Genomic DNA, 21,494 nt, shown 5'->3' with positions numbered 1-21,494 from the left:
TGGTGAGTTACTCCCGACACTTTACATTTGTTATATAAAATAACAAATGTAAAGTCATGTTTTTATTGTGTATTTATATTTTCTTGAGATAGTGTTTATTTCTTTATTTGTTAATGAAAAACCTCAATTTATCATTTGTATGATCATGAGCGTAATATCACTTTATCTTTAGGACTTTATTCCCGCCGATCATTAGCATCCTGACCATCAAGTTCGGTCATTAGCAAAACTGCATAACGACCAAGACTTATAAGAAATTAAAATCAGGAGAAACTGAGCATGGCTTCATCGAAGAAAATAGGGCTTATTGCCTGCACCGGAGTGGTTGCCGGTAATATGATGGGGAGCGGCATTGCCTTATTACCCGCGAGCCTGGCAAGTATCGGTTCTATCGCCATTTGGGGATGGGTAATATCAATTATTGGTGCGATGTCGCTGGCTTATGTCTATGCGCGGTTGGCCACTAAAAATCCTCAGCAGGGCGGTCCTATTGCTTACGCCGGTGAGATTTCTCCGGCATTTGGTTTCCAGACCGGCGTGCTGTATTACCATGCGAACTGGATCGGTAATTTGGCCATTGGCATTACCGCCGTTTCTTATCTCTCAACCTTCTTCCCTGCGTTGAATAATCCGGTATCGGCAGGTATTGCCTGTATCGCTGTCGTCTGGATATTCACCTTTATTAACCTGCTCGGTGGGACTTGGGTTAGCCGTTTGACTACTCTCGGCCTGGTGTTGGTATTGATTCCCGTGGTCGTGACGGCGGTAGCCGGCTGGCACTGGTTTGACGCTGCAACCTATCACGCCAACTGGAACACTTCCGGCACCACCGACAGCCACGCAGTAATCAAAAGTATTCTGCTGTGTCTGTGGGCGTTTATCGGCGTAGAGTCTGCCGCCGTGAGTACCGGCATGGTGAAAAACCCGAAACGTACCGTTCCACTGGCGACCATGATGGGTACCGGTCTAGCCGGGATTATCTACATCGCAGCAACTCAGGTGATGAGCGGTATGTTCCCAGCAAGCCAAATGGCCGCGAGTGGCGCGCCGTTCGCCATCAGTGCCTCTACCATTATGGGTCACTGGGCTGCACCACTGGTTTCTGCCTTCACCGCCTTTGCCTGCCTGACTTCACTCGGTTCGTGGATGATGCTGGTTGGCCAGGCTGGGGTTCGTGCTGCCAACGACGGTAACTTCCCGCAAGTGTACGGCGAACTGGATAAAAACGGCATCCCGAGAAAAGGCCTGCTGTTGGCCAGCTGCAAAATGACTGCGCTGATGGTGCTGATCACCATGATGAACTCTGGCGGCGGTAAAGCATCCGACCTGTTTAGTGAACTGACCGGTATTGCGGTGCTGTTGACCATGCTGCCTTACTTCTATTCCTGTGTAGATTTGATTCGCTTTGAAGGCGTCAACGTCCGCAACTTGCTGAGTCTGATCGCTTCTATCTGTGGCTGTGGCTTCTGCTTCATCGCTTTGATGGGCGCCAGCTCTTTCGAACTGTCCGGTACCTTTATCGTCAGCCTGATCATCCTGATGTTCTACGCCCGGAAAATGAATACCCGTCAGGTTGCCGCCGCCGCGGCTCTGAAAGACGAATTAGCGGCCAAAGCGCACTAAGCACGAACTGACCCACTTCTTAATTCAGCCCCTTGCAGTAGTCATTGCCATCCGTGATGGCAAGGGGCCTCGCTTTACCTGGAGAAATGATTATGAACGTTATCGCCATCATGAATCACATGGGTGTCTACTTTAAAGAAGAACCTATCCGCGAATTACACAATGCGTTGGAAAAACTGGATTTCCGCATCGTTTATCCGAACGATCGTGAAGACCTGCTCAAATTGATCGAGAATAATGCCCGGTTGTGTGGGGTGATCTTCGACTGGGATAAATACAATCTTGAGTTATGTGAAGAAATCAGCCTGTTGAATGAAAACATGCCGCTGTATGCCTTTGCCAATACCTATTCAACGCTGGACGTCAGCCTGAACGATCTGCGTATGCAGGTGCGTTTCTTTGAATATGCGCTCGGTGCGGCCAACGACATTGCCGACAAGATTAAACAAAACACGGATGAGTATATTGATACCATCCTGCCTCCGCTGACCAAGGCGTTGTTCAAATATGTACGTGAAGGAAAATACACCTTCTGTACTCCGGGTCATATGGGGGGAACCGCCTTCCAGAAAAGCCCGGTTGGTAGCCTGTTCTACGATTTCTTTGGCCCTAACGCGATGAAATCCGACGTTTCAATTTCGGTTTCTGAGTTGGGTTCACTGCTGGATCACTCCGGCCCGCACAAAGAAGCTGAAGAGTATATTGCCCGCGTATTCAATGCAGAACGCAGCTACATGGTGACTAACGGGACGTCTACCGCCAACAAAATTGTTGGTATGTACTCTGCACCTGCTGGCAGCACAGTGCTGATTGACCGTAACTGCCACAAATCACTGACACATCTGATGATGATGAGTGACATTACGCCGATCTATTTCCGTCCGACCCGTAATGCTTATGGCATTCTCGGTGGTATTCCACAGAGCGAATTTGCTCGCACCACTATCGCTAAACGAGTGAAAGAAACGCCAAACGCCACTTGGCCAGTACATGCGGTGATCACCAACTCGACCTACGACGGTCTGCTGTATAACACCGATTTCATCAAGAATACCTTGGATGTGAAATCTATCCATTTTGACTCCGCTTGGGTGCCTTACACCAATTTCCACCCGATTTATAAAGGCAAATGTGGTATGAGCGGTGGCCGTGTGGAAGGGAAGGTGATTTATGAAACCCAATCCACCCATAAACTGCTGGCGGCGTTCTCGCAGGCTTCAATGATCCACGTGAAAGGTGACATCAACGAAGAAACCTTCAATGAAGCCTACATGATGCACACCACCACTTCACCGCACTACGGCATCGTGGCATCAACCGAAACCGCAGCGGCGATGATGAAAGGCAATGCCGGTAAGCGTTTGATTAACGGTTCAATTGAACGAGCTATTAAGTTCCGTAAAGAAATCAAACGTCTGAATGTCGAATCTGAAGGTTGGTTCTTTGATGTTTGGCAGCCAGAACACATTGATGAAGCGGAATGCTGGCCATTGCGCTCCGACAGTGCTTGGCATGGTTTCAAAGGTATTGATAACGAGCATATGTACCTCGACCCGATCAAGGTCACCATGTTGACACCGGGGATGAGTAAAGAGGGTGAAATGGAGTCGTTTGGTATCCCAGCCAGTCTGGTGGCGAAATACCTTGATGAGCACGGCATCATTGTTGAGAAAACCGGCCCGTATAACCTGCTGTTCCTGTTCAGTATCGGCATCGACAAAACCAAAGCCCTCAGCCTGCTACGGGGTCTGACTGACTTTAAACGCTCGTTCGATCTGAACCTGCGGGTGAAAAACATGCTGCCTTCGCTGTACAAAGAGGCACCAGAGTTTTATGAAAACATGCGGATCCAGGAACTGGCTCAGAATATTCACAATCTGGTAAAACACCATAACCTGCCAGACCTGATGTACCGTGCCTTTGAAGTGTTGCCGACGATGGTAATGAACCCGTTCAAAGCCTTCCAGAAGGAACTACACGGCGAAGTGGAAGAAGTCTATTTGGAAGACATGGTGGGCAAAGTCAATGCCAACATGATCCTGCCATATCCTCCGGGTGTTCCGCTGGTCATGCCGGGTGAAATGCTTACCGAGGAAAGCCGTCCGGTACTGGAGTTCCTGCAAATGCTGTGCGAGATCGGCGCGCATTATCCAGGCTTCGAAACAGATATCCACGGCGCTTATCGCCAGGCGGATGGACGTTACACCGTGAAGGTGTTGAAAAACGATAAATAAGCAATATAGATAATGGCTGAAGCCATACCGATAATTAATATTATCATCGGTTGTTATTTAAAATAATAAAAAAGCGTGACGTTGGAATAATCCTGACGCCACGCTTTTTATTAACGGCTACAAATTATTTATTATCAAATAAGCGGGTTCTGCGTTTTTTCAGTATCGAATAAGATACGGCTAAAAGAACGAACCACAGCGGTGTGACAATCAGCGCCTGACGGGTATCTTCCTGCAAGGTCAGCAATACCAGCACAAAGACAAAAAATGCCATACAAACCCACGACATTAGAATACCGGCCGGCATTTTATAAATGGATTTCTTATGCAGCGCTGGGCGACGTTTACGGTAGACCAGATATGAACACAGGATAATAGTCCAAACGAACATAAACAGAATTGCCGATACGGTTGTAACCAACGTAAAGACAGTCATGACATTAGGAATCAAATAAATCAGTACGACTCCGCCAAGTAGACAAATACAGGAGAAAGTCAGCCCAGATGCTGGCACCGAACGACGAGATAAAATGCCAAACTGTTTCGGCGCATCGCCTTCTTTTGCTAGACCAAACAGCATACGGCTGGTGGAGAAAACGCCGCTGTTAGCCGAGGATGCTGCGGAGGTTAGCACCACGAAGTTAATGACGCTGGCAGCAGCAGGCAGGCCAACCAAGACAAATAACTCGACGAACGGACTCTTATCCGCCACGACAGAACCCCAAGGAGTGACGGACATAATCATGATCAAAGCGAAGACATAGAACATGATAATCCGAATAGGAATGGAGTTAATGGCGCGAGGCAATACTACCTCTGGATCTTTGGTTTCTGCCGCCGTGGTTCCCACCAGCTCAATTCCGACAAACGCAAATACGGCAATCTGGAAACCGGCAAAGAAACCGCTGATTCCTTTCGGGAACATGCCACCATCATTCCACAAATGACTGAACGAGGCGACGGTGCCTGACGGCGACTGATAGCTCATCAGCACCATGGTCAACCCGGCAAAAATCAAGGCGACGATCGCCACAATTTTGATCATCGCAAACCAGAATTCCATCTCCCCAAACATTTTTACTGTGACCAGATTCAGCGAGAGTAACAGCAAAACCACCAGTAATGATGCTATCCACTGTGAAAACCCGGGGAACCAGAACTGGGCATAGGCGGTAATGGCGACGACATCAGCAATCCCGGTGATGACCCAACAGAACCAATAGGTCCAGCCAGTGAAAAAACCGGCCCATGGCCCTAACAGATCGGCAGCGAAGTCGCTAAAAGATTTGTAATTCAAATTGGACAGTAGCAGTTCGCCCATCGCTCGCATCACGAAAAACAGCATAAAGCCGATAATCATGTACACGAAAATGATCGAAGGTCCTGCCAGACTGATGGTTTTCCCCGAGCCCATAAACAACCCGGTACCGATGGCTCCGCCAATGGCAATTAACTGAATATGCCGATTGGATAGGTTGCGCTGAAGATGCTCTTCAGGTTCTTGCCGTGTGCTTGTGGCTATCTTGGATTGGTCTACCATCTTTCCCATTCCCTCTTCCTGTATAGTGATGTTTTTTGAGCTCTAAATTGGCTCTTTGGATTATTTACTCTGCCTGTCTAACTCGGACTATGCACTTAGTAACATAGGATAGATTTAATATTTAAGTAACAATTTTTATACAATATTCTTCGTGTCGTTCATTTTCTACTGTTTATATTTCGCTCAATGAAATTTGTTAACTCCATCACAGTAATCAGAATTACAACATGTTCCCTGACAACTCACAATAATCGCTTGAGTTACCAGAACAATTAATCGCAACATGCGGCATAATTAATCGATTACGGTAAAAAATGAGATGAAGTGTTTGACACTGGCAGTTAACAGGAGAATAATTCCATTCGTTGGGTCGTTAGCTCAGTTGGTAGAGCAGTTGACTCTTAATCAATTGGTCGGCGGTTCGAACCCGCCACGACCCACCAACAAAATCAATTAGTTAGTATTAAATTCTAATTTAAAATCTATTCCATTGGACATATTTTTGACACAGTCATTAAATATTTCTTCTATTTATCTGGCATGTTCATTTAAATGATTTGGTGAAAAATACACATATCTTTTCACCATTTCAATTGATTCCCATCCACCCATTTCTTGTAAAGCAGAAATAGGAACGCTGGATTGAACTAACCAACTCGCCCAAGTGTATCTTAAATCATAGAATCTGAAATTATCTATTCCGGCTTTTTTTAATTCCGCCTTCCAAGCCTTATTTAAATTAACTCGAATTTTATTATTTTAGATGTTAATTATTTATTATTTATTATTTATTATTTATTGTTTATTGTTTATTGTTTATTGTTTATTGTTTTCATGTGGAGTGGAGTTTATATTTATAAATTATATTGCATGAATACAATGATTTCTCTATCGTGTTTGGTTACCTGAATTTGAGGTTTTCAACGACGAGATTTGCTCGAGGGGAAGTCTATATTATTGAAATTATTTTAATTATTGATTTCTTCAATGCCCGGCTAGGATTTGGTACGGATTGACTTGCATCCAAAATATCTATCAGGATAGATCGTTCACCAAGTTTTATTTTTTCACTAATCCAATCCAATCCAATCCAATCCAATCCAATCCAATCCAATCCAATTCAATTCAATTCAATAAACCTCACTCACTTGTGGCCGATTAATTTATCACTTTATGTTATTAGTATTAGGCTAACCATTTGGTTTGTATGATTTTTATATTTTTCTATTTCACTATATTTAGCCCTTTTATACTGAAATAGCGCTCTTTTTAGCGCTAAATTTTTTATACCTGTTTAGAGTTAGTATAAGAAGAGAAAACATTATAAGGTAACGGCATGACTTTATTTGTGTGATAAATCGGCAAGTTAAAATAAAGGGAGCAACAAATGCGATTTGAAAACAAAGTGGTCGTTATTACGGGTGGTGGTAATGGGATGGGTGAAGCCGCAGCCCGTCGTTTCTCTTCCGAAGGTGCCATTGTTGTGTTGGCTGATTGGAATCAAGATGCGGCGGAAGCCGTAGCGTCCTCATTGCCTGAGGGGAAAGCGCTGGCTTACCCTATTGATGTTTCCGATCATGTTGCCGTTAAACTGATGATGGATAACATTGCTGAAAAGTTCGGCAGAATCGATGTGTTGCTGAATAATGCTGGTGTGCATGTTGCTGGAAGTGTATTAGAAACTAGTGTCGAAGACTGGCGTCGGATTGCCGGTGTTGATATTGATGGCGTGGTATTCTGTTCAAAATTTGCCTTACCTTACCTATTAAAAAGTAAAGGAAGTATCGTCAATACGGCTTCCGTTTCCGGCTTGGGTGGGGATTGGGGCGCTGCATACTACTGTGCTGCAAAAGGCGCGGTGGTCAATCTGACGCGTGCAATGGCGTTGGATCACGGTGCTGACGGAGTGCGAATCAACTCGGTATGTCCGAGTTTGGTTAAAACCAATATGACGAACGGTTGGCCACAAGAAATCCGCGACAAGTTTAATGAACGTATTCCGCTCGGACGTGCAGCCGAGCCTGAGGAAATCGCCGCCGTAATGGCTTTCCTCGCCAGCGATGACGCCAGCTTTATCAACGGCGCGAATATCCCTGTCGATGGTGGAACGACGGCTTCTGATGGGCAACCCAAGATAGTCTGATTCACACCGAGTATGGGTGACGAATCGACTCACTATCAGAGCTGAATTTGGATTATCACGGTTCGGCTCTGCTGATTTTTGACGGAAATATAAGCAGATTCTGCGCATATCGTCACATTAATATTTAGAGTGCGCTCTTTCCCCATCAATGTTGTGGCTTGTCAATCAAGTGCCGCTTTTGCATTTTCTACGCCCATAACACTTCTTTCATTAACTATCTACTAAGATAAACTTTAGCTGTCAGAGAACAATAGCGTGTCCACGATTTTAGTCTAGGGTGCAACTGTTAAGAGAAATTATTTGAATAAAAAATAGCGATATTTTGGATACCAGAGTGTATCAATCAGAGAGAGCAATAAGTTATTGGTTGGTAAGTAGAAAACCCTAAATTATAGACAGGCCCAGACACTCTCGGGCCTGCGAAGATACCTAGCCTATTTGCGGAATACGTGTTTGATTTGTGCGATAGTATTCTTGAATACTTCTTGCTGGGCTTTGTCCTCAATTTGAGGCAACGATGCTTCCATTTTCAGAATAACTTTCCCCGCATCGGCCTGACCGATTGCTTTTAGCATGAGCGTCAAGGTTGTTTTCAGGCAAGTAACCTCGTGGGCCAGGGTTTCGAGGTCGGCGGAAGTTGTGAATTCTGAGTTACTCATGGTGTCTCCTAATGGACATGGTTTGCCGCGTGATTATCCCTAAAAAAGAGGCCGTTTTTAGAGTTCAATGCAGCATTTTTACAGTTACGACATTATACCACAGAGGAGTGAATAACTCAGTGAGTGAGGTTTAATTGTTATGATATACAGAGTGATCGAACATTTTTTTCGTATTCGGATAATTCCCGCTTTTATTGTATGGTTGAATTTTTATGCTAAATAAGTAAGAAATTGTGCGGTTATTTAATTAACTTCATAAAGTTCACGGCAGGCATTCTGTTTAAGTCATGAGGGTTCAATGACCATCGCGCTTTTTTATGTTGTACTTTTGGGGAGCGATGAGGCTGCTGCTAGGAATTATTCTTATATGTCACTTAGTTGCATGTAAATGAATTATTCATACTTGTATCAATATCTTGCCTTTTTTTAATTAAAAAAATAACTTATTGGAAATTATTTATTGCACTAATAATTAGTTATTGTAGTAAGTTATGTTGTAAAATTAATCAATTCTTTATGATGTATTTTCTGTCTGTTATCTGATCACTAATAAAACCTACTGATTAAACAATTGGAACATAAAAAGTGATCGCGGTAAAAATAAATTTCGTCAAAAAACAGAGAAGTAAATTTGCAATTATTCTGTATTCATTCTTTGGTTGAAAACAAGTAATATCACAGCCGTAAACAAAGAGTAATTAGGTTACGCCCTTATTTTTTTGGAGAATTTTCTTTGATTAGCGTTCTTCTTGTTGATGACCACGAACTGGTGCGCGCAGGGATACGACGCATTCTGGAAGATATCAGAGGTATCAAAGTCTTGGGCGAAGCGCAATGTGGTGAAGATGCGGTAAAATGGTGTCGGAGCAATTCGGTTGATATCGTTTTAATGGACATGAATATGCCGGGCATCGGTGGGTTGGAAGCCACTCGGAAAATTTTACGTTTCTCCCCTGATATCAAAGTCATCATGTTAACTATTCACACGGAAAACCCCTTACCGGCTAAAGTCATGCAAGCTGGAGCGGGAGGGTACCTGAGTAAAGGTGCGGCCCCCCAGGATGTCATTAATGCCATTCGTGCGGTTCATTCAGGGCAACGTTACATTGCGTCTGATATTGCTCAACAGATGGCGCTAAGTCAGCTTGAACCTCAGGTTGATACACCTTTTGCCTGTCTGTCAGAGCGAGAGTTGCAGATTATGTTAATGATAACGAAAGGCCAGAAAGTCAATGAGATCTCGGAGCAGTTGCATCTGAGTCCCAAGACGGTAAATAGTTATCGCTATCGAATGTTTAGTAAGCTTAATATTAGTGGTGATGTAGAGTTAACCCACTTGGCAATACGCCACGGGTTGTTTAATGCGGAGACGTTGTCTAATAGTGACTGAATGCTTTGATGCGAAAGAGTTTTTAAAAACAGTAACCAGCCAGCCCGGTGTTTATCGTATGTACGATGCAAAGGGCACTGTTATCTATGTTGGCAAAGCGAAAGATCTGAAAAAACGACTGACCAGCTACTTCCGTACGCAGGTAAACAGCCGCAAAACCGAGACATTGGTAAAGAACATCGCCCAGATAGACGTCACGGTCACGCATACTGAAACCGAGGCACTGTTACTTGAGCATAATTATATTAAGCTTTACCAGCCTAGATATAATGTCTTACTGCGAGACGATAAATCATACCCACTTATTTTTCTAAGCGCAGATACCCACCCGCGGCTTGCTACACATCGGGGAGCCAAACATGAAAAGGGCGAGTATTTTGGTCCGTTTCCTAATTCTTATGCCGTGCGTGAAACCCTGGCATTGCTGCAAAAACTCTTCCCCATTCGGCAGTGTGAAAATAGCGTTTATCGAAATCGTTCCCGACCTTGTTTGCAGTATCAGATTGGGCGGTGTTTAGGGCCTTGCGTTACAGGTTTGGTGAGTGAAGGAGAATATCAGCGTCAGGTTGATTACGTGCGGTTGTTTCTGTCAGGAAAAGATCAGCAAGTTCTTACTCAATTGATTTCCCGCATGGAAAAAGCCAGCCACTTGCTTCATTTTGAAGAAGCCGCACGTATAAGGGATCAAATACAGGCGGTTCGTCGGGTGACTGAAAAACAGTTTGTTTCGGGAAGTCATGAAGATCTGGATGTTATTGGCGTAGCTTTCGAGTCGGGTCTGGCCTGCGTACATGTTCTGTTTATCAGGCAGGGGAAAGTGCTGGGTAGCCGCAGCTATTTTCCCAAAGTGCCGAATGGCACCGAGCTGAGTGAGGTTGTGCAGACATTTGTTGGACAATTTTATCTGCAAGGTAGCCAGTCTAGAACCTTACCAGGAGAGATCCTACTTGATTTCACTTTGACAGAAAAAGATCTGCTTGCCGAATCGTTAAGCGAATTGGCTGGCCGAAAAATACAGATTCAAAGCCGTCCTCGTGGTGATCGGGCGCGTTATTTGAAGTTGGCGCGAACGAATGCGGCAACAGCGCTGGTGACACGATTGTCACAACAGTCAACGATTCATCAGCGAATGAAAGCGTTGGTGCAAGCGCTTAAGCTTGATGAGATTAATCGTATGGAGTGTTTCGATATCAGCCACACGATGGGAGAGCAAACTGTCGCTTCCTGTGTCGTATTTGATGCGAATGGGCCTGTGAAATCCGAATATAGACGCTACAATATTACGGGCATCACGCCAGGTGATGATTATGCGGCGATGGCTCAGGTATTGAAACGGCGCTATGGCAAAGCGATTGATGAGCAGAAAGTGCCCGATGTTATCTTTATTGATGGTGGTAAAGGCCAGTTGGCTCAGGCGATTGATGTTTTTGCTGAGCTTAATGTGCCTTGGGATAAGCAAAAACCGCTGTTGATTGGCGTAGCGAAAGGAAGCGATCGCAAAGCCGGATTAGAAACGCTGTTTTTTGTGGCTGAAGGTGAGGGCGTTTCACTGCCTTCGGATTCTCCGGCACTGCATTTAATCCAACATATCCGTGATGAATCGCATAACCATGCAATTACGGGTCACAGACAGCGCCGGTCAAAAGTAAAAAATACGAGCGCATTAGAACTGATCGAGGGCGTAGGCCCCAAACGGCGGCAAATACTGTTGAAGTATATGGGCGGACTTCAACCTTTACTTAACGCCAGCGTCGAGGAAATTGCAAAAGTGCCAAGTATTTCACAAGCATTGGCAGAAAAAATTTACAATGCATTGAAACACTGAACATAATATTGCACCATACTCATCATATCCACTTTAGCCAGATAGTTATCGAAGCATTATGCAATTGAATATACCCACTTGGCTTACCTTGTTCCGTATTGCACTTATCCCGTTCTTCGTACTGGCATTTTATTTGCCGTTCGTATGGGCACCGGTGGTGTGTGCAGGCATTTTTGTTTTTGCAGCCGCAACTGATTGGTTTGACGGGTTTTTAGCTCGGCGTTGGAAACAGACCACGCGTTTCGGTGCCTTTCTGGATCCTGTTGCTGATAAAGTCATGGTCGCCATTGCACTGGTACTGGTAGCGGAATACTACCATGCTTGGTGGATTACATTGCCAGCAGCCACAATGATAGCCCGTGAAATTATAATTTCTTCATTACGTGAATGGATGGCAGAACTGGGTAAACGCAGTAGTGTAGCGGTTTCCTGGGTTGGTAAAGTAAAAACCACTGCACAAATGATGTCGCTTGTAGGGCTATTATGGCGTCCAAACGCGTCGGTCGAACTTGCTGGCTTCGTTTTGTTATACATTGCAGCGGTACTGACTTTCTGGTCAATGTTTCAATATTTGAATGCGGCTTGGAAAGATTTGCTCGAACCTTGATCGAAGCGCCGGAAAAAGCAGCAAACGGACATTTTTGTTTGATAATCTTATTGACTCATTGCGTCAGGTAAGTAGAATGCATCGCATCAGACGGCAGCAATGAATGCCGAAAGATAGCAAAAGAAATCAGTAAGTTCTGATGTTGCGGGAATAGCTCAGTTGGTAGAGCACGACCTTGCCAAGGTCGGGGTCGCGAGTTCGAGTCTCGTTTCCCGCTCCAAATTTATAAAGCTTGCAATAGCGAGTTTGAGTAGTAAGGCAATGAAGAATACGGCGCGTTGGCAGAGTGGCCATGCTACGGATTGCAAATCCGTCTACCTCGGTTCGACTCCGGGACGCGCCTCCAATTTTCCTGAGCCCGGGTGGTGAAATCGGTAGACACAAGGGATTTAAAATCCCTCGGCTTATGGCTGTGCGGGTTCAAGTCCCGCCCCGGGCACCATGGAAAATAGTATAAGTAAAACAAAGTAGTATGAGTATGTCGTTAACCGCCGAGAGGCGGTTTTTTTGTTTTAAGCGATCATCAAAAATTGAAAAGTGGTGACAGAATGGCGACACCTTGGCGGCGAAGCTTTTTTGAGCAGGATAGTCTGGCTGACCTGCCCCCAGGATTAGATACAACGCTCACTTTGTAGTGGATCAATAATTCAGGACACCTCGAAATCCTGTTAATGTTAAAACAGTGAACGTGAGGTGATGCATGATCAAAAATCGTCGGATTAAACGCACATTTTCCCCAGAGTTCAAACTCGAAGCTATCGAACAGGTTGTTGAATACCAGCGAGATGTACGGGAAGTCGCTCAGGCGCTCGAACTCAACCCTGACCATTTGCGCAAATGGATACGGCTGTATAAGCAGGAAATTCAAGGTATTGAGCCCGTTGGCAATGCCATTACTCCTGAACAACGCGAAATTCAGCAGCTTAAAGCACAGATAAAGCGTCTTGAGATGGAAAAAGAAATACTAAAGCAGGCTGCCGTGCTGATGAGCGAAGCCCCCGGAAAGTTATCGCGCTAATCACACGGCTAAAAGCAAAGTTGGCCTGTGCAGATCCTTTGTCATTTATTCGGTATTCACCGTAGCGTTTATTACGCGCAGGTAAAGCGTCCTGTTAATGCACAAAGAATTGAATTACGAAGTCGGGTGAGAGAATTCCATGACTCTCAGTCGTGGTGCTGCAGGTAGTCGGGCAATCAGTCAGATATTGCGCCAGAGTGGCGTTAATGCAGGTCGATGGCTGGCGCGACGACTGATGCAGGAATGCGGGCTGACTAGTCGCCAGCCTGTTAAACATCGCTACCGGGTAAATGAAGACAACAGTCCGGCATTACCAAACTTATTGAACCGGCAGTTTAACCCCGCCACACCAAACCGCGTCTGGTGTGGTGATATCAGTTTTATTCGCCTGCAGGACAGATGGTGCTATCTCGCGCTTGTTATTGATTTATATTCACGCCGGATTATCGGTTCAGCCCTCTCATTAACCGCTGATGCTGATGCGGTGTGCCGGGCTTTGCGTAACGCTCTGGAAACACGACCTCGTGATGGCCGTCTGCTGTTTCATTCAGATCAAGGGGTTCAATATAAAAGCAATAAATACAGGAAATTACTCTGGCGTGATGGGGTAATGCAAAGTATGAGTCGCAGAGGGAATTGCCTGGATAATTCGCCGATAGAAAGAGTCTTTCGCAGCCTTAAAAGTGAATGGCTTCCGAAAGGTGGTTATAGTGATTTTAGCCATGCAGTACGCGATATAAACCAGTGGATAAATGGTTATTACAACGTTTATCGCCCTCATACGAACAACGGTGGTTTACCGCCTTGCCTGCATGAAGAAAAGTGGAGACAGGTTATTCCGGTGTCCTGATTTTGTGATCCACTACACTTCCATACCGCCATATTTTGCCTTCCAGTTATAATAGCTGGCTTCAGAGATGGCGGCCTCGCGGCAGACCTCTTTGACAGTACGTCCGGCTTCGACAGACTTCAGAACGGCGATAATCTGGTGCTCAGTGAATCGTGCTTTGCGCATAGCGATCTCCTCAAAGGGACATAGTCAGTATGTCGGAAGATCTCTAAAAGTGAATGGTTCTTTTAAGTGGGATACTTACAAGGGGAGTGTTTATCATGCCGGAATTCTGTTTCCGAATGGAGCAGGATTCTGGGGTAGGGTCAGGTATTTGCCATCAACGAACTGGCTCCACTATAGGAGCGGCTCAGTGAACTCAATGAGTGGGTTGGGGAAGAGGTGATAAGGTTTAGGCCTTATGAGTTGTTATCAACAAAATAAGTAAATATATGAGTAATACTAATTGCCTACAAAAGTATATTGTAGGCAATTAAGATTCTTATTTTTTCATACTGTTAATTTGATGTGCTGGAGGTATTTCCACCCCGACTGGATACAATCTCATTGTAAATTCCACTCCATTATTATTAACATATGGCGCTCTCTTAAAAATAACCATTAACTCTCTTCCGTCTACAGTCACAGACTGAGTAAACCCTTCCTGAAAGGTTTTTATTAATTTCTTTGTTTTATCATCTAATTTTATACCTAATGCTTTATCATAAAAATAAGCGACAGCCTCTAAGAAATTAGCTCGTCTTAACTTTTCATGATTTTTTTTATTTACATTGAGCATAATGGTAGCATACCTGCCAAAGCTTCCCCCGTCGCCATTATCTGCCATTACATAAAAAGCAATATCATCCTCATTTTGTGCAGGATTATCAGAGGGCAATAAAGGGTATATCTTATAAGGCGTACCACATCCGAACCCCATTCCTGAAACATCAGCCCAGCCTTTTGTGTCATTAATTATATTACTACCATCAAATGTTTTGCATAGTAATATGGGATCGTATGGCAGGAAGTCATTACTATTTACAACAGGATCGGAGTTATTAGATATGATGTCTTCGGTGATGTTTATTCCTTTATCCAAAGAATAAAAAAAACGATTATGGCAATAATCGCCATTATAAATATTAGTATTATGTAATTCTTTTTTTTCTGTTCTTTTATATTTTCTATTTCACGATCCGTTTTGTCTTTTATTTTATTTCTTTCAGCAACGCACTCAGAAACTACTTCACTCATTCCTTTGTAATTCTCAGGTTCTGCAGACTGTTTTTCCCCACAGAAATTACAAAATGAGGATTTTTCACCTATGTCCTGGCTACATTTTTTACAAAGCATATACCTGAGTTCCAATAATGTTGATATCGTCATTATACCTAATATATATACTACTTTGTGACATGTCACAAGGTGCTTGATTTTATTTCTGTGCCGTGTCACGACTTTAAAAGTGCAAGCCGCAACGGCTACCGCAAATTTTAGTGATAATTGCTCTTGTTGTCTGGCAAACTGATCACCGCAACCCTGCAAGTTCAATGTGCAACAATCCGCATAATTATATTCAGCCCCTAATCATTATCTAAGCCGCGCCAATACTGGGTTTTAGCCTCTGTCTAACTGCATAAAAACTGAATATTTAGTCACACAAAGCGCGGACGGGGGGAGCGCGCGGAAAGAGGTGTGAGCGGTGCTTCAATCCTCCTCATATATGCCCAAAATCACCCCCTGAATGCATGTGCATCACCCTGCCTTTTTGGCTCGAAACGATTCGCGCGCTGTGTGTGAAATAAAAAAGCGCCTCTCTGTGTGGCGTGGAGGCGCTTTGTGTTGTATCTTTTTCAAATACGGAAACCTACTCCCACCCTCATGCTCTGCTTATTTAATCAATCGATGACCTAAAGCAATAGAGTTTTTGATTTGAGTACTGGTAAGTTACATTCAGAATGACTATTATTTTCTGATAAATTCCAACACATTAAATAAAGTTAGAACTATGAAAGAATTGCAAGCACAGCAAGCTATTTTTACCGGGGTTACCAGTTTGTATCATTATCAGCCATTTAATAAAGATAGCAAGGATGAAGATTATCTAAGACAAACTTTGTTAGATAACACGATATATTGCTCTAATCCCAATGATTTTGAAGATTTATGGGATATGAAACCTGTATTTCCAAAGCTAACAGAAAATAGTTTTCTAAGAAAAGGAATTGAGAAGCAACTTAGGTTGTTAGGCGTTGATGAGTCGATTATTAGTTCAGTTGATAACATTCAGGAAATATACGAAAAAATATCTTATGGTCAAGGGGTTGCTTACGCTGAACTATTTAGAGTGTACTGCCTAACGCTTAGGAATAATAATATTGAAATGTGGGAGCGTTATGCCAATGTACATAAAGGGATATGTCTAGAATTTGATGTTAATAATGAGGTTTTTGGCTCTGCATGGCAAGTTGATTATAATGATGAATCGGCTTATTTTAGCGTATTAATACGCAATGAACCAATGTTATTTGTTTTAAGAAAAAACATCCTTAATAGTAGAAGATGAGTTTAGGATTATTGCTAAAACTAAGTTAGCTAACAAAAATGGCGAATTCAACAACCTATGCGTCAACAATGAAAATAAATTAAAAATACCTAATGGTGCTCTAAAATCAATTATCGTCGGCTGCCAAGGAGATTATGAACATATAAAACATTTTGTTCATGGTATTAATATTAACATGCCATTAAAAAAAGCCGTAAAGAATAAAAATAAGGTTGATTTAATCATAATTTAACTAAGTGATAACCAAATGCTATATAAATTTTTTACGTTAAATGACAATTAACTTTCATCCCTTCATAACACATCTCTTTGGTTTTCAAAAATATCGGAATTTAATGATCCTTTTGAAGGTAGAATTAAGCAAGAAATAAAAGAGATAAGTGATGGCAAATTGGTAAGTATTATCAGTGCCATAAATAAGAATGGAGAAATAAATAGTTATTTGGGAATTAAAAATAAAGATGATACGTTATCAGCCTTAACAGAATATTTTGTTAATGGTAAGTCTGATATACTAAGAAATAAATTATTGTCAGTCATAAAGTTGGCATTTGATGCAATCATTAATAATTATAATGAACTTGGTGTGTGTTGTTTTGTTTCTAACTCGAAAGATATCAATAAAAAACCTCCTTTAGAAAATCGTCTAATGTGGGGGCACTATGCTAATGGTCTTCGGGGCTTTGCACTAAAGTTTAATAAAGAAAAAATTTTCGACCTGGATGAAGGAAAAACTTTTTGACCATACATTGTTAAGTATGTTGATAATTATCCAGTCATCGATTTAATTGATTTTGCCATGCAACATTTTATAAATAAAAATAAAGAAGCAACTGACAGATATATTTTAAGAATAATAGAGTCAAAAAATTCAGACTGGGCATATGAGAACGAAATAAGATATTCTCATTCGAAAGGGAACACATTAATAAAGTATGATCCAGATACAATTGAATCTCTACATATAGGTGAAAAGATGCCAGATTTCCAGAGAAAATGTTTACTAGCTATTGCAAGAGATGTGGGTATAAAAAATATTTTTGAATCAAAGCTAGATAGTGAAAGCTATTCAATAAAGTCATCCAGATATGTTAGGTGAAACTCTTTTAATTATTATTCCTGCACATTCTATAATGTTCAGGAATAATAATATTTTCAATACCCTAACATCAACTTCCTATACCCCAACGTCTGCCAACACTCCGAATCCCCCTGCAAACAGCAACCAGCTTTATCACCTGGCAACGTATCCCCGCACCGTGTACAGCTACTTTTCTTCAACTCGGCAAGTTGTTTATGCAGTAGCTTATTATCCTGGCGAATCAGGCTGGCTAAATACTCTGTCACCTCATAGGGCTGGCGAGTAATGCGGCGCTGTTCGCATCCTTCCTGCACCATAGCCAACTCCTGCGCATCCAAACGCAGGGTAAGCGTAGTTATACCCAACTCTTTATCACGCTGGCGCTGGGCGCGTTTACGGTCACTTGCGGTTGTCATTTTTTGTACCCCTGCCCTTTTTCAGCCAGCCCGCGAATTGCCGGGCGGGCTAATATGATCCTCTGGCAATCGTGAATGGCTCGGCAGAACTCATCACGTTCACAGGGGTGTTCAATCGAAAGCTGTAAATATTGATTCCATGCATCGCCAAGCATTTGAGCAACTCGCTGTTCATCGGCTGACAATGTGCAAATGGTGTCGGTGTAATTAATATTGGTGACTTTCACGGTTTACTCCCTCTCGTAATTTCGCCACCCGGCTCATTACGCTAAATACCCGTTGGGCGGTAGTTGGTTGGCACTGGTACAAACAACAATCCCCTCTTGCCCGCCAGTTCTGGCCGCCGATGGTCAACGTTGCGCCGCAAGCGAGTGATTGCGCCTGCTGTTCGCTGATGGAAAGCCCGATTGAATCCGCAAAATCGCGGATTTTTGTTGTCACGGGTGCCAGTTGTGCAGTTTTTTCTTGCCCTGGGCGGCCTTTTCGGCTGATACCTGGCGTGACAATTCCTCGGCTGGCGTCAATGAGTTGGTTTTAATCGTTGGTGCCGGGGCGCTTTTTATCCTGCGCAGCAATGCTCGACGTTCTGAGTCGGTGATCGTGGCGAAATCGATGATTTTTTCTTCTGATGTTCTGTCTATAGCCTCGTCCGGTTCGCTTATTTTTTGCTCTCGCGGAGAGTTATTGACAGAACTCCAAGGGACGGCGGGGCCGTCCTGAAAAACATCAACCCCCACGGTAACGGCGGGTTTCGCCTTTTTACGGGCGACAATCTTCCAGCTTTTTAGACGGGTGCATATGCGCGACGCCTCGCCCAAAAGCGGGGGAATAGATGCCGTAAATCTTCTCGGTGGTTTCGCCGTAGGCGTTGGCTGCTCATTGTCCTGATAGGCGATGCGCACGGTGCAATCCTCACGCGGGATCAGTACGCCGCCTTGCTTCATTATGTAGGTAGCAAAACAGCCCACATCTGCGGCGGCGGTGACGGCATCCATTGCCGGATCGACCAATAACGGCTTGCCGCGCTGATAGGTGCCGGAAATCTTGAGCGTAGTGACCAGTTGATTGCGCAGTTCCCGCCAGACGGTAATCGGTGGTGTGCCTATTGGCTGATATTGGCGGATGCGGTGGCGTGACGCCCAAGCCATAGCGAAGCGGGCCGTTTCTTTCAGCAGTTTGCCGGTTTCATGGTCTAGTTCGCCATCCAGCGCGTAACCATCAATGTTTTTACTAATGTATTTAGCGAGATAGGCGGTAGCACTGCCTTTCTTTGGATCCAGCCGTTTAGCGGTAAACCGGGCGCTGGTACGCTTACCTAATTCGGCGCGATCAGTTTTGACGGCATAGGCGCGCATAATCTCAGTGATAGCGTGGCGTTCTTGCGGTTTCATAAATAGCAGTAAGTGCCAGTGCGGTGTACCGTCATGATGCGGCTCGGCAACACGAAAACCATAAATGCGCAGATTTTTACGGCCCAGTTTTGAACCGATGTTGGCCCACAGCTTGGTGAGATAGGCTTGCGCCTGTGGTGGCGTGCTGTGATTCCATTTTGGGTTAGCGTGGCCGCTTTGGTTGTTGGCGTGGTATTTAGACGGGCAACACCCCAACATCACCACGCGCCTGTGCAACCAATTCGATCCCTTTCATGCAGGCCATTAACTCATGGTGGCGAATAGTGGGATTGCTAATACTGGCGTCCACCATTGCCTCTAAAGAAACGGTGTTACCCTCACCATCAGTCAATTCATGCCGCTTGAAGAACTCCCGGTTGCGGCGCTTTTGCTCTATCCAGTCGGCCAATGCCTCTTTACTGACATAGGGTGCGGCACGCTTGTGGATCATGCCAGCGGCGCGTAACTGACTTTCTCGCCAGTCATTACGCAGCCGCCACAATTTACGTTCCCACCAATCCGCATTAATCAGCCGGGCAATAGCAGAATAATAGATTGTGCGATCAACAGGCTTATCTGGCTGGCCGGGCTTCGGCCCCAATTCACGCCAGTGCGACGGCCTGACCCGTAAAGACCACACTTCAAGCGCAATATTGCGATAAATGGTCAATAACTCGGCATCGGATAAAATGCGGGTTTCTTCTGTGGGTGTTGATACCTCAGTGCAGAACATTTCATTAATACGGCCAGCAACATCATTCGCCAGCGACTTAACTCGGCGTTTAGTCAGCTCGGCAAGGTGGCTATAGATACCTTGAAAGTAAGCCATTAACTCAGAAATATGACCCTTGCTAACGCCTTGGTATTGGCGCACGGCATCCAGACGTAACAATGCGTTCTTGCCGGTGCCGGTTAAGAATGCATTGGTATGTTTATCGCCATGATTTTCACGTAACCATCTAATTTTATTTTGAAAGTGAGACTTAATAAAAATAGGCTGCTCGTCAATACGGGCCTCTATACCTTCCGCCGTATCCGCCCATTGTTGTTTGTCACGCAAGTAGGCTTGGCGCTCAAGCTCGGCGCGTTCCCTGCGCATTTTAAGTAATGTCTGGTTAGGCTCCCGTAATTCTGTATACCCCAATGCATTCAGCCGCTTCACATAGCGAATAACCAGCGGGTGAGATTTTGGTTTTACTACCACTGCGACCGGCGCTAAAGATTGGTAGCCACCAATGGCTGGGCGCGGGGCATTCCATGAGTGCTCCCATTCAATAGAAACATCACCGTTGCCCAGATAAGGCAGCGGTGATGTGGGGGTGATACGGCCACGGGCATGCTCAGTCATATAATTGCGCCGGAATTGTCGCAATAATTTCCCCAATACTTTTTCTGCCATCACTTTTACAACTGATAGAGCGCGGAGCCGTAATCGAGTGAAGGGTGAAACGGTTATAGAGATCGCGACTGATAGAGGTATCGCTATTGGAGGCAACAACATGACAGCCATTTTCAGCGGCCCTTGCCAGTAGGCGGGCTAAACGAAATTGCTGATCAGCGCTAAAACCATCGGTGTGATAATGGGTAAAGTCAGCAGTGCTGGATACCGGGATATAAGGCGGATCGCAATAAATCACATCCCCCGTAACAGCCATTTCCAGTGCTTCGGAGAAATCACAACATAAGAAAGTCGCTTTCTTGGCTTTTTCAGCAAAGAAACGGATCTCTGCTTCGGGGAAATAAGGCGCTTTGTATTTGCCATAGGGGACATTAAATTGCCCTTGTTGGTTATAGCGACAAATACCATTAAAACAATGGTGATTTAGGTAAAGGAATATTGCTGCTCTGGATATATCATCACGGTTTCGTGCATTAAATATTTTGCGGAAAATATAATATTGTTCGTCGGAATTAGCCGTAAGAAACAGTGAGGAAGCCACATTGATTAAGTCGCTCGTTTCTCTTTTCGCTATTTCATAGAAGTTAATCAGATCATCATTGATATCTGTTATCAGATATTCATCATAATCCGTATTCAGCATAACAGAACAGGAACCAGCAAACGGTTCTACCAATCGTTTACCGGTTGGCAAATGTTGAAGTAAGGTTGGCATAATACGAGCCTTTGAACTGGCCCACTTCAGCGGAGAGCGATTTATTGTCATTAGC

19 protein-coding genes, 4 tRNA genes and 4 pseudogenes are annotated in these 21,494 nt (G+C 44.2%); 15 read left to right on the top strand and 12 right to left on the bottom strand.

The window, feature by feature from the left end:
• The first annotated feature begins 279 nt into the window (after positions 1-279).
• Together cadB and cadA are read left to right on the top strand one after the other, a co-directional pair.
• Positions 280-1,623, top strand: coding sequence for a cadaverine/lysine antiporter (gene cadB, locus DJ39_RS13075; RefSeq protein WP_004723124.1), 1,344 nt, complete (start codon positions 280-282; stop codon positions 1,621-1,623).
• A 92-nt stretch (positions 1,624-1,715) separates the two neighbouring features.
• Positions 1,716-3,857, top strand: coding sequence for a lysine decarboxylase CadA (gene cadA / locus DJ39_RS13070; protein ID WP_038240777.1), 2,142 nt, complete (start codon positions 1,716-1,718; stop codon positions 3,855-3,857).
• A gap of 124 nt (positions 3,858-3,981) precedes the next feature.
• Here the strand turns inward: cadA and cycA are convergent, their stop codons facing one another.
• A complete protein-coding gene (cycA, locus tag DJ39_RS13065; protein ID WP_004723128.1) occupies positions 3,982-5,397 on the bottom strand; it encodes a D-serine/D-alanine/glycine transporter in 1,416 nt (471 codons plus the stop codon).
• Between the two features lie 367 nt (positions 5,398-5,764).
• Here cycA and DJ39_RS13060 point away from each other — a divergent pair.
• Positions 5,765-5,840: transfer RNA gene (locus DJ39_RS13060), tRNA-Lys, on the top strand.
• A gap of 88 nt (positions 5,841-5,928) precedes the next feature.
• Here DJ39_RS13060 and DJ39_RS17555 read toward each other — a convergent pair.
• A pseudogene (locus DJ39_RS17555) lies at positions 5,929-6,150 on the bottom strand (tyrosine-type recombinase/integrase); the annotation flags it as partial.
• Positions 6,151-6,784: 634 nt separating this feature from the next.
• On the opposite strand from DJ39_RS17555, the gene budC reads away from it, so the two are divergent.
• Positions 6,785-7,540 (top strand): meso-2,3-butanediol dehydrogenase, encoded by a 756-nt coding sequence (budC, locus tag DJ39_RS13055; protein ID WP_004723133.1) that lies wholly within the window; start codon positions 6,785-6,787, stop codon positions 7,538-7,540.
• A 434-nt stretch (positions 7,541-7,974) separates the two neighbouring features.
• On the opposite strand, the gene DJ39_RS13050 is transcribed toward budC, so the two are convergent.
• Complete coding sequence (locus tag DJ39_RS13050; RefSeq protein ID WP_038240779.1) at positions 7,975-8,199, bottom strand: DUF2594 family protein; 225 nt, start codon at positions 8,197-8,199, stop codon at positions 7,975-7,977.
• A gap of 733 nt (positions 8,200-8,932) precedes the next feature.
• Here DJ39_RS13050 and uvrY point away from each other — a divergent pair.
• From uvrY to DJ39_RS18000, 7 genes and pseudogenes are all read left to right on the top strand, one after another.
• On the top strand, positions 8,933-9,589 hold the full coding sequence (gene uvrY / locus DJ39_RS13045) for a UvrY/SirA/GacA family response regulator transcription factor (RefSeq protein WP_038240783.1): 657 nt from the start codon (positions 8,933-8,935) through the stop codon (positions 9,587-9,589).
• The gene (uvrC, locus tag DJ39_RS13040) at positions 9,582-11,414 is read left to right on the top strand and encodes an excinuclease ABC subunit UvrC (RefSeq protein ID WP_038240786.1); all 1,833 of its coding nucleotides are present in this window, start codon (positions 9,582-9,584) and stop codon (positions 11,412-11,414) included. The genes uvrY and uvrC overlap by 8 nt, the downstream gene beginning before the upstream one ends.
• Before the next feature lie 58 nt (positions 11,415-11,472).
• Complete coding sequence (gene pgsA / locus DJ39_RS13035; RefSeq protein WP_004723140.1) at positions 11,473-12,021, top strand: CDP-diacylglycerol--glycerol-3-phosphate 3-phosphatidyltransferase; 549 nt, start codon at positions 11,473-11,475, stop codon at positions 12,019-12,021.
• Positions 12,022-12,165: 144 nt separating this feature from the next.
• Positions 12,166-12,241 (top strand) — tRNA-Gly (locus DJ39_RS13030).
• 52 nt (positions 12,242-12,293) lie between these two features.
• Positions 12,294-12,367, top strand: a tRNA-Cys gene (locus DJ39_RS13025).
• Between the two features lie 10 nt (positions 12,368-12,377).
• Positions 12,378-12,463, top strand: a tRNA-Leu gene (locus tag DJ39_RS13020).
• 258 nt (positions 12,464-12,721) lie between these two features.
• Positions 12,722-13,889: pseudogene (locus DJ39_RS18000) on the top strand (IS3 family transposase).
• An 18-nt stretch (positions 13,890-13,907) separates the two neighbouring features.
• On the opposite strand, the pseudogene DJ39_RS13005 reads toward DJ39_RS18000, so the two are convergent.
• A pseudogene (locus DJ39_RS13005) lies at positions 13,908-14,054 on the bottom strand (transposase); the annotation flags it as partial.
• A gap of 141 nt (positions 14,055-14,195) precedes the next feature.
• On the opposite strand from DJ39_RS13005, the pseudogene DJ39_RS18280 reads away from it, so the two are divergent.
• Positions 14,196-14,312, top strand: a pseudogene (locus DJ39_RS18280) (phage portal protein); the annotation flags it as partial.
• Positions 14,313-14,370: 58 nt separating this feature from the next.
• On the opposite strand, the gene DJ39_RS13000 reads toward DJ39_RS18280, so the two are convergent.
• Together DJ39_RS13000 and DJ39_RS12995 are read right to left on the bottom strand one after the other, a co-directional pair.
• Positions 14,371-14,970, bottom strand: a complete 600-nt coding sequence (locus DJ39_RS13000) for a hypothetical protein (RefSeq protein WP_038251459.1) — start codon at positions 14,968-14,970, stop codon at positions 14,371-14,373.
• Positions 14,955-15,422, bottom strand: a complete 468-nt coding sequence (locus DJ39_RS12995) for a hypothetical protein (RefSeq protein WP_038251458.1) — start codon at positions 15,420-15,422, stop codon at positions 14,955-14,957. Before DJ39_RS12995 ends, DJ39_RS13000 begins: the two co-directional genes overlap by 16 nt.
• A gap of 457 nt (positions 15,423-15,879) precedes the next feature.
• Here DJ39_RS12995 and DJ39_RS12990 point away from each other — a divergent pair, with 457 nt between their 5' ends.
• The 3 genes from DJ39_RS12990 (at position 15,880) to DJ39_RS12980 (ending at position 17,536) form a co-directional block, all read left to right on the top strand.
• Positions 15,880-16,437, top strand: coding sequence for a hypothetical protein (locus tag DJ39_RS12990; RefSeq protein WP_004723301.1), 558 nt, complete (start codon positions 15,880-15,882; stop codon positions 16,435-16,437).
• A gap of 391 nt (positions 16,438-16,828) precedes the next feature.
• Positions 16,829-17,179 carry a DUF2971 domain-containing protein gene (locus DJ39_RS12985; RefSeq protein ID WP_004723300.1) on the top strand — a complete coding sequence of 117 codons (351 nt, stop codon included), beginning with the start codon at positions 16,829-16,831 and terminating at the stop codon, positions 17,177-17,179.
• 57 nt (positions 17,180-17,236) lie between these two features.
• On the top strand, positions 17,237-17,536 hold the full coding sequence (locus DJ39_RS12980) for a hypothetical protein (protein WP_038251457.1): 300 nt from the start codon (positions 17,237-17,239) through the stop codon (positions 17,534-17,536).
• Between the two features lie 56 nt (positions 17,537-17,592).
• Here DJ39_RS12980 and DJ39_RS12975 read toward each other — a convergent pair whose 3' ends face one another.
• From DJ39_RS12975 to DJ39_RS12960, 6 genes are read right to left on the bottom strand one after another with little or no spacing between them, the layout of a single operon-like run.
• Positions 17,593-17,934: a hypothetical protein gene (locus DJ39_RS12975; protein WP_004723299.1), complete on the bottom strand. Its 342-nt coding sequence runs from the start codon at positions 17,932-17,934 to the stop codon at positions 17,593-17,595.
• Positions 17,931-18,161 carry a hypothetical protein gene (locus DJ39_RS12970; RefSeq protein ID WP_038251456.1) on the bottom strand — a complete coding sequence of 77 codons (231 nt, stop codon included), beginning with the start codon at positions 18,159-18,161 and terminating at the stop codon, positions 17,931-17,933. The genes DJ39_RS12975 and DJ39_RS12970 overlap by 4 nt, the downstream gene beginning before the upstream one ends.
• Positions 18,142-18,375, bottom strand: coding sequence for a hypothetical protein (locus DJ39_RS18275; protein WP_230596570.1), 234 nt, complete (start codon positions 18,373-18,375; stop codon positions 18,142-18,144). The genes DJ39_RS12970 and DJ39_RS18275 overlap by 20 nt, the downstream gene beginning before the upstream one ends.
• Positions 18,372-19,544 carry a replication endonuclease gene (locus DJ39_RS12965; protein ID WP_254661334.1) on the bottom strand — a complete coding sequence of 391 codons (1,173 nt, stop codon included), beginning with the start codon at positions 19,542-19,544 and terminating at the stop codon, positions 18,372-18,374. Before DJ39_RS12965 ends, DJ39_RS18275 begins: the two co-directional genes overlap by 4 nt.
• Positions 19,522-20,673 carry a replication endonuclease gene (locus tag DJ39_RS18335; protein WP_254661335.1) on the bottom strand — a complete coding sequence of 384 codons (1,152 nt, stop codon included), beginning with the start codon at positions 20,671-20,673 and terminating at the stop codon, positions 19,522-19,524. Before DJ39_RS18335 ends, DJ39_RS12965 begins: the two co-directional genes overlap by 23 nt.
• Positions 20,666-21,490: a Dam family site-specific DNA-(adenine-N6)-methyltransferase gene (locus DJ39_RS12960; RefSeq protein WP_038251454.1), complete on the bottom strand. Its 825-nt coding sequence runs from the start codon at positions 21,488-21,490 to the stop codon at positions 20,666-20,668. The genes DJ39_RS18335 and DJ39_RS12960 overlap by 8 nt, the downstream gene beginning before the upstream one ends.
• Positions 21,491-21,494: the final 4 nt, after the last annotated feature.

It is taken from the genome of Yersinia ruckeri ATCC 29473, assembly GCF_000754815.1.
Classification (GTDB): Bacteria; Pseudomonadota; Gammaproteobacteria; order Enterobacterales; family Enterobacteriaceae; genus Yersinia; species Yersinia ruckeri.
Note: the sequence above shows the minus strand (reverse complement) of the source record. Positions and strands in the feature narration are given on the sequence as shown.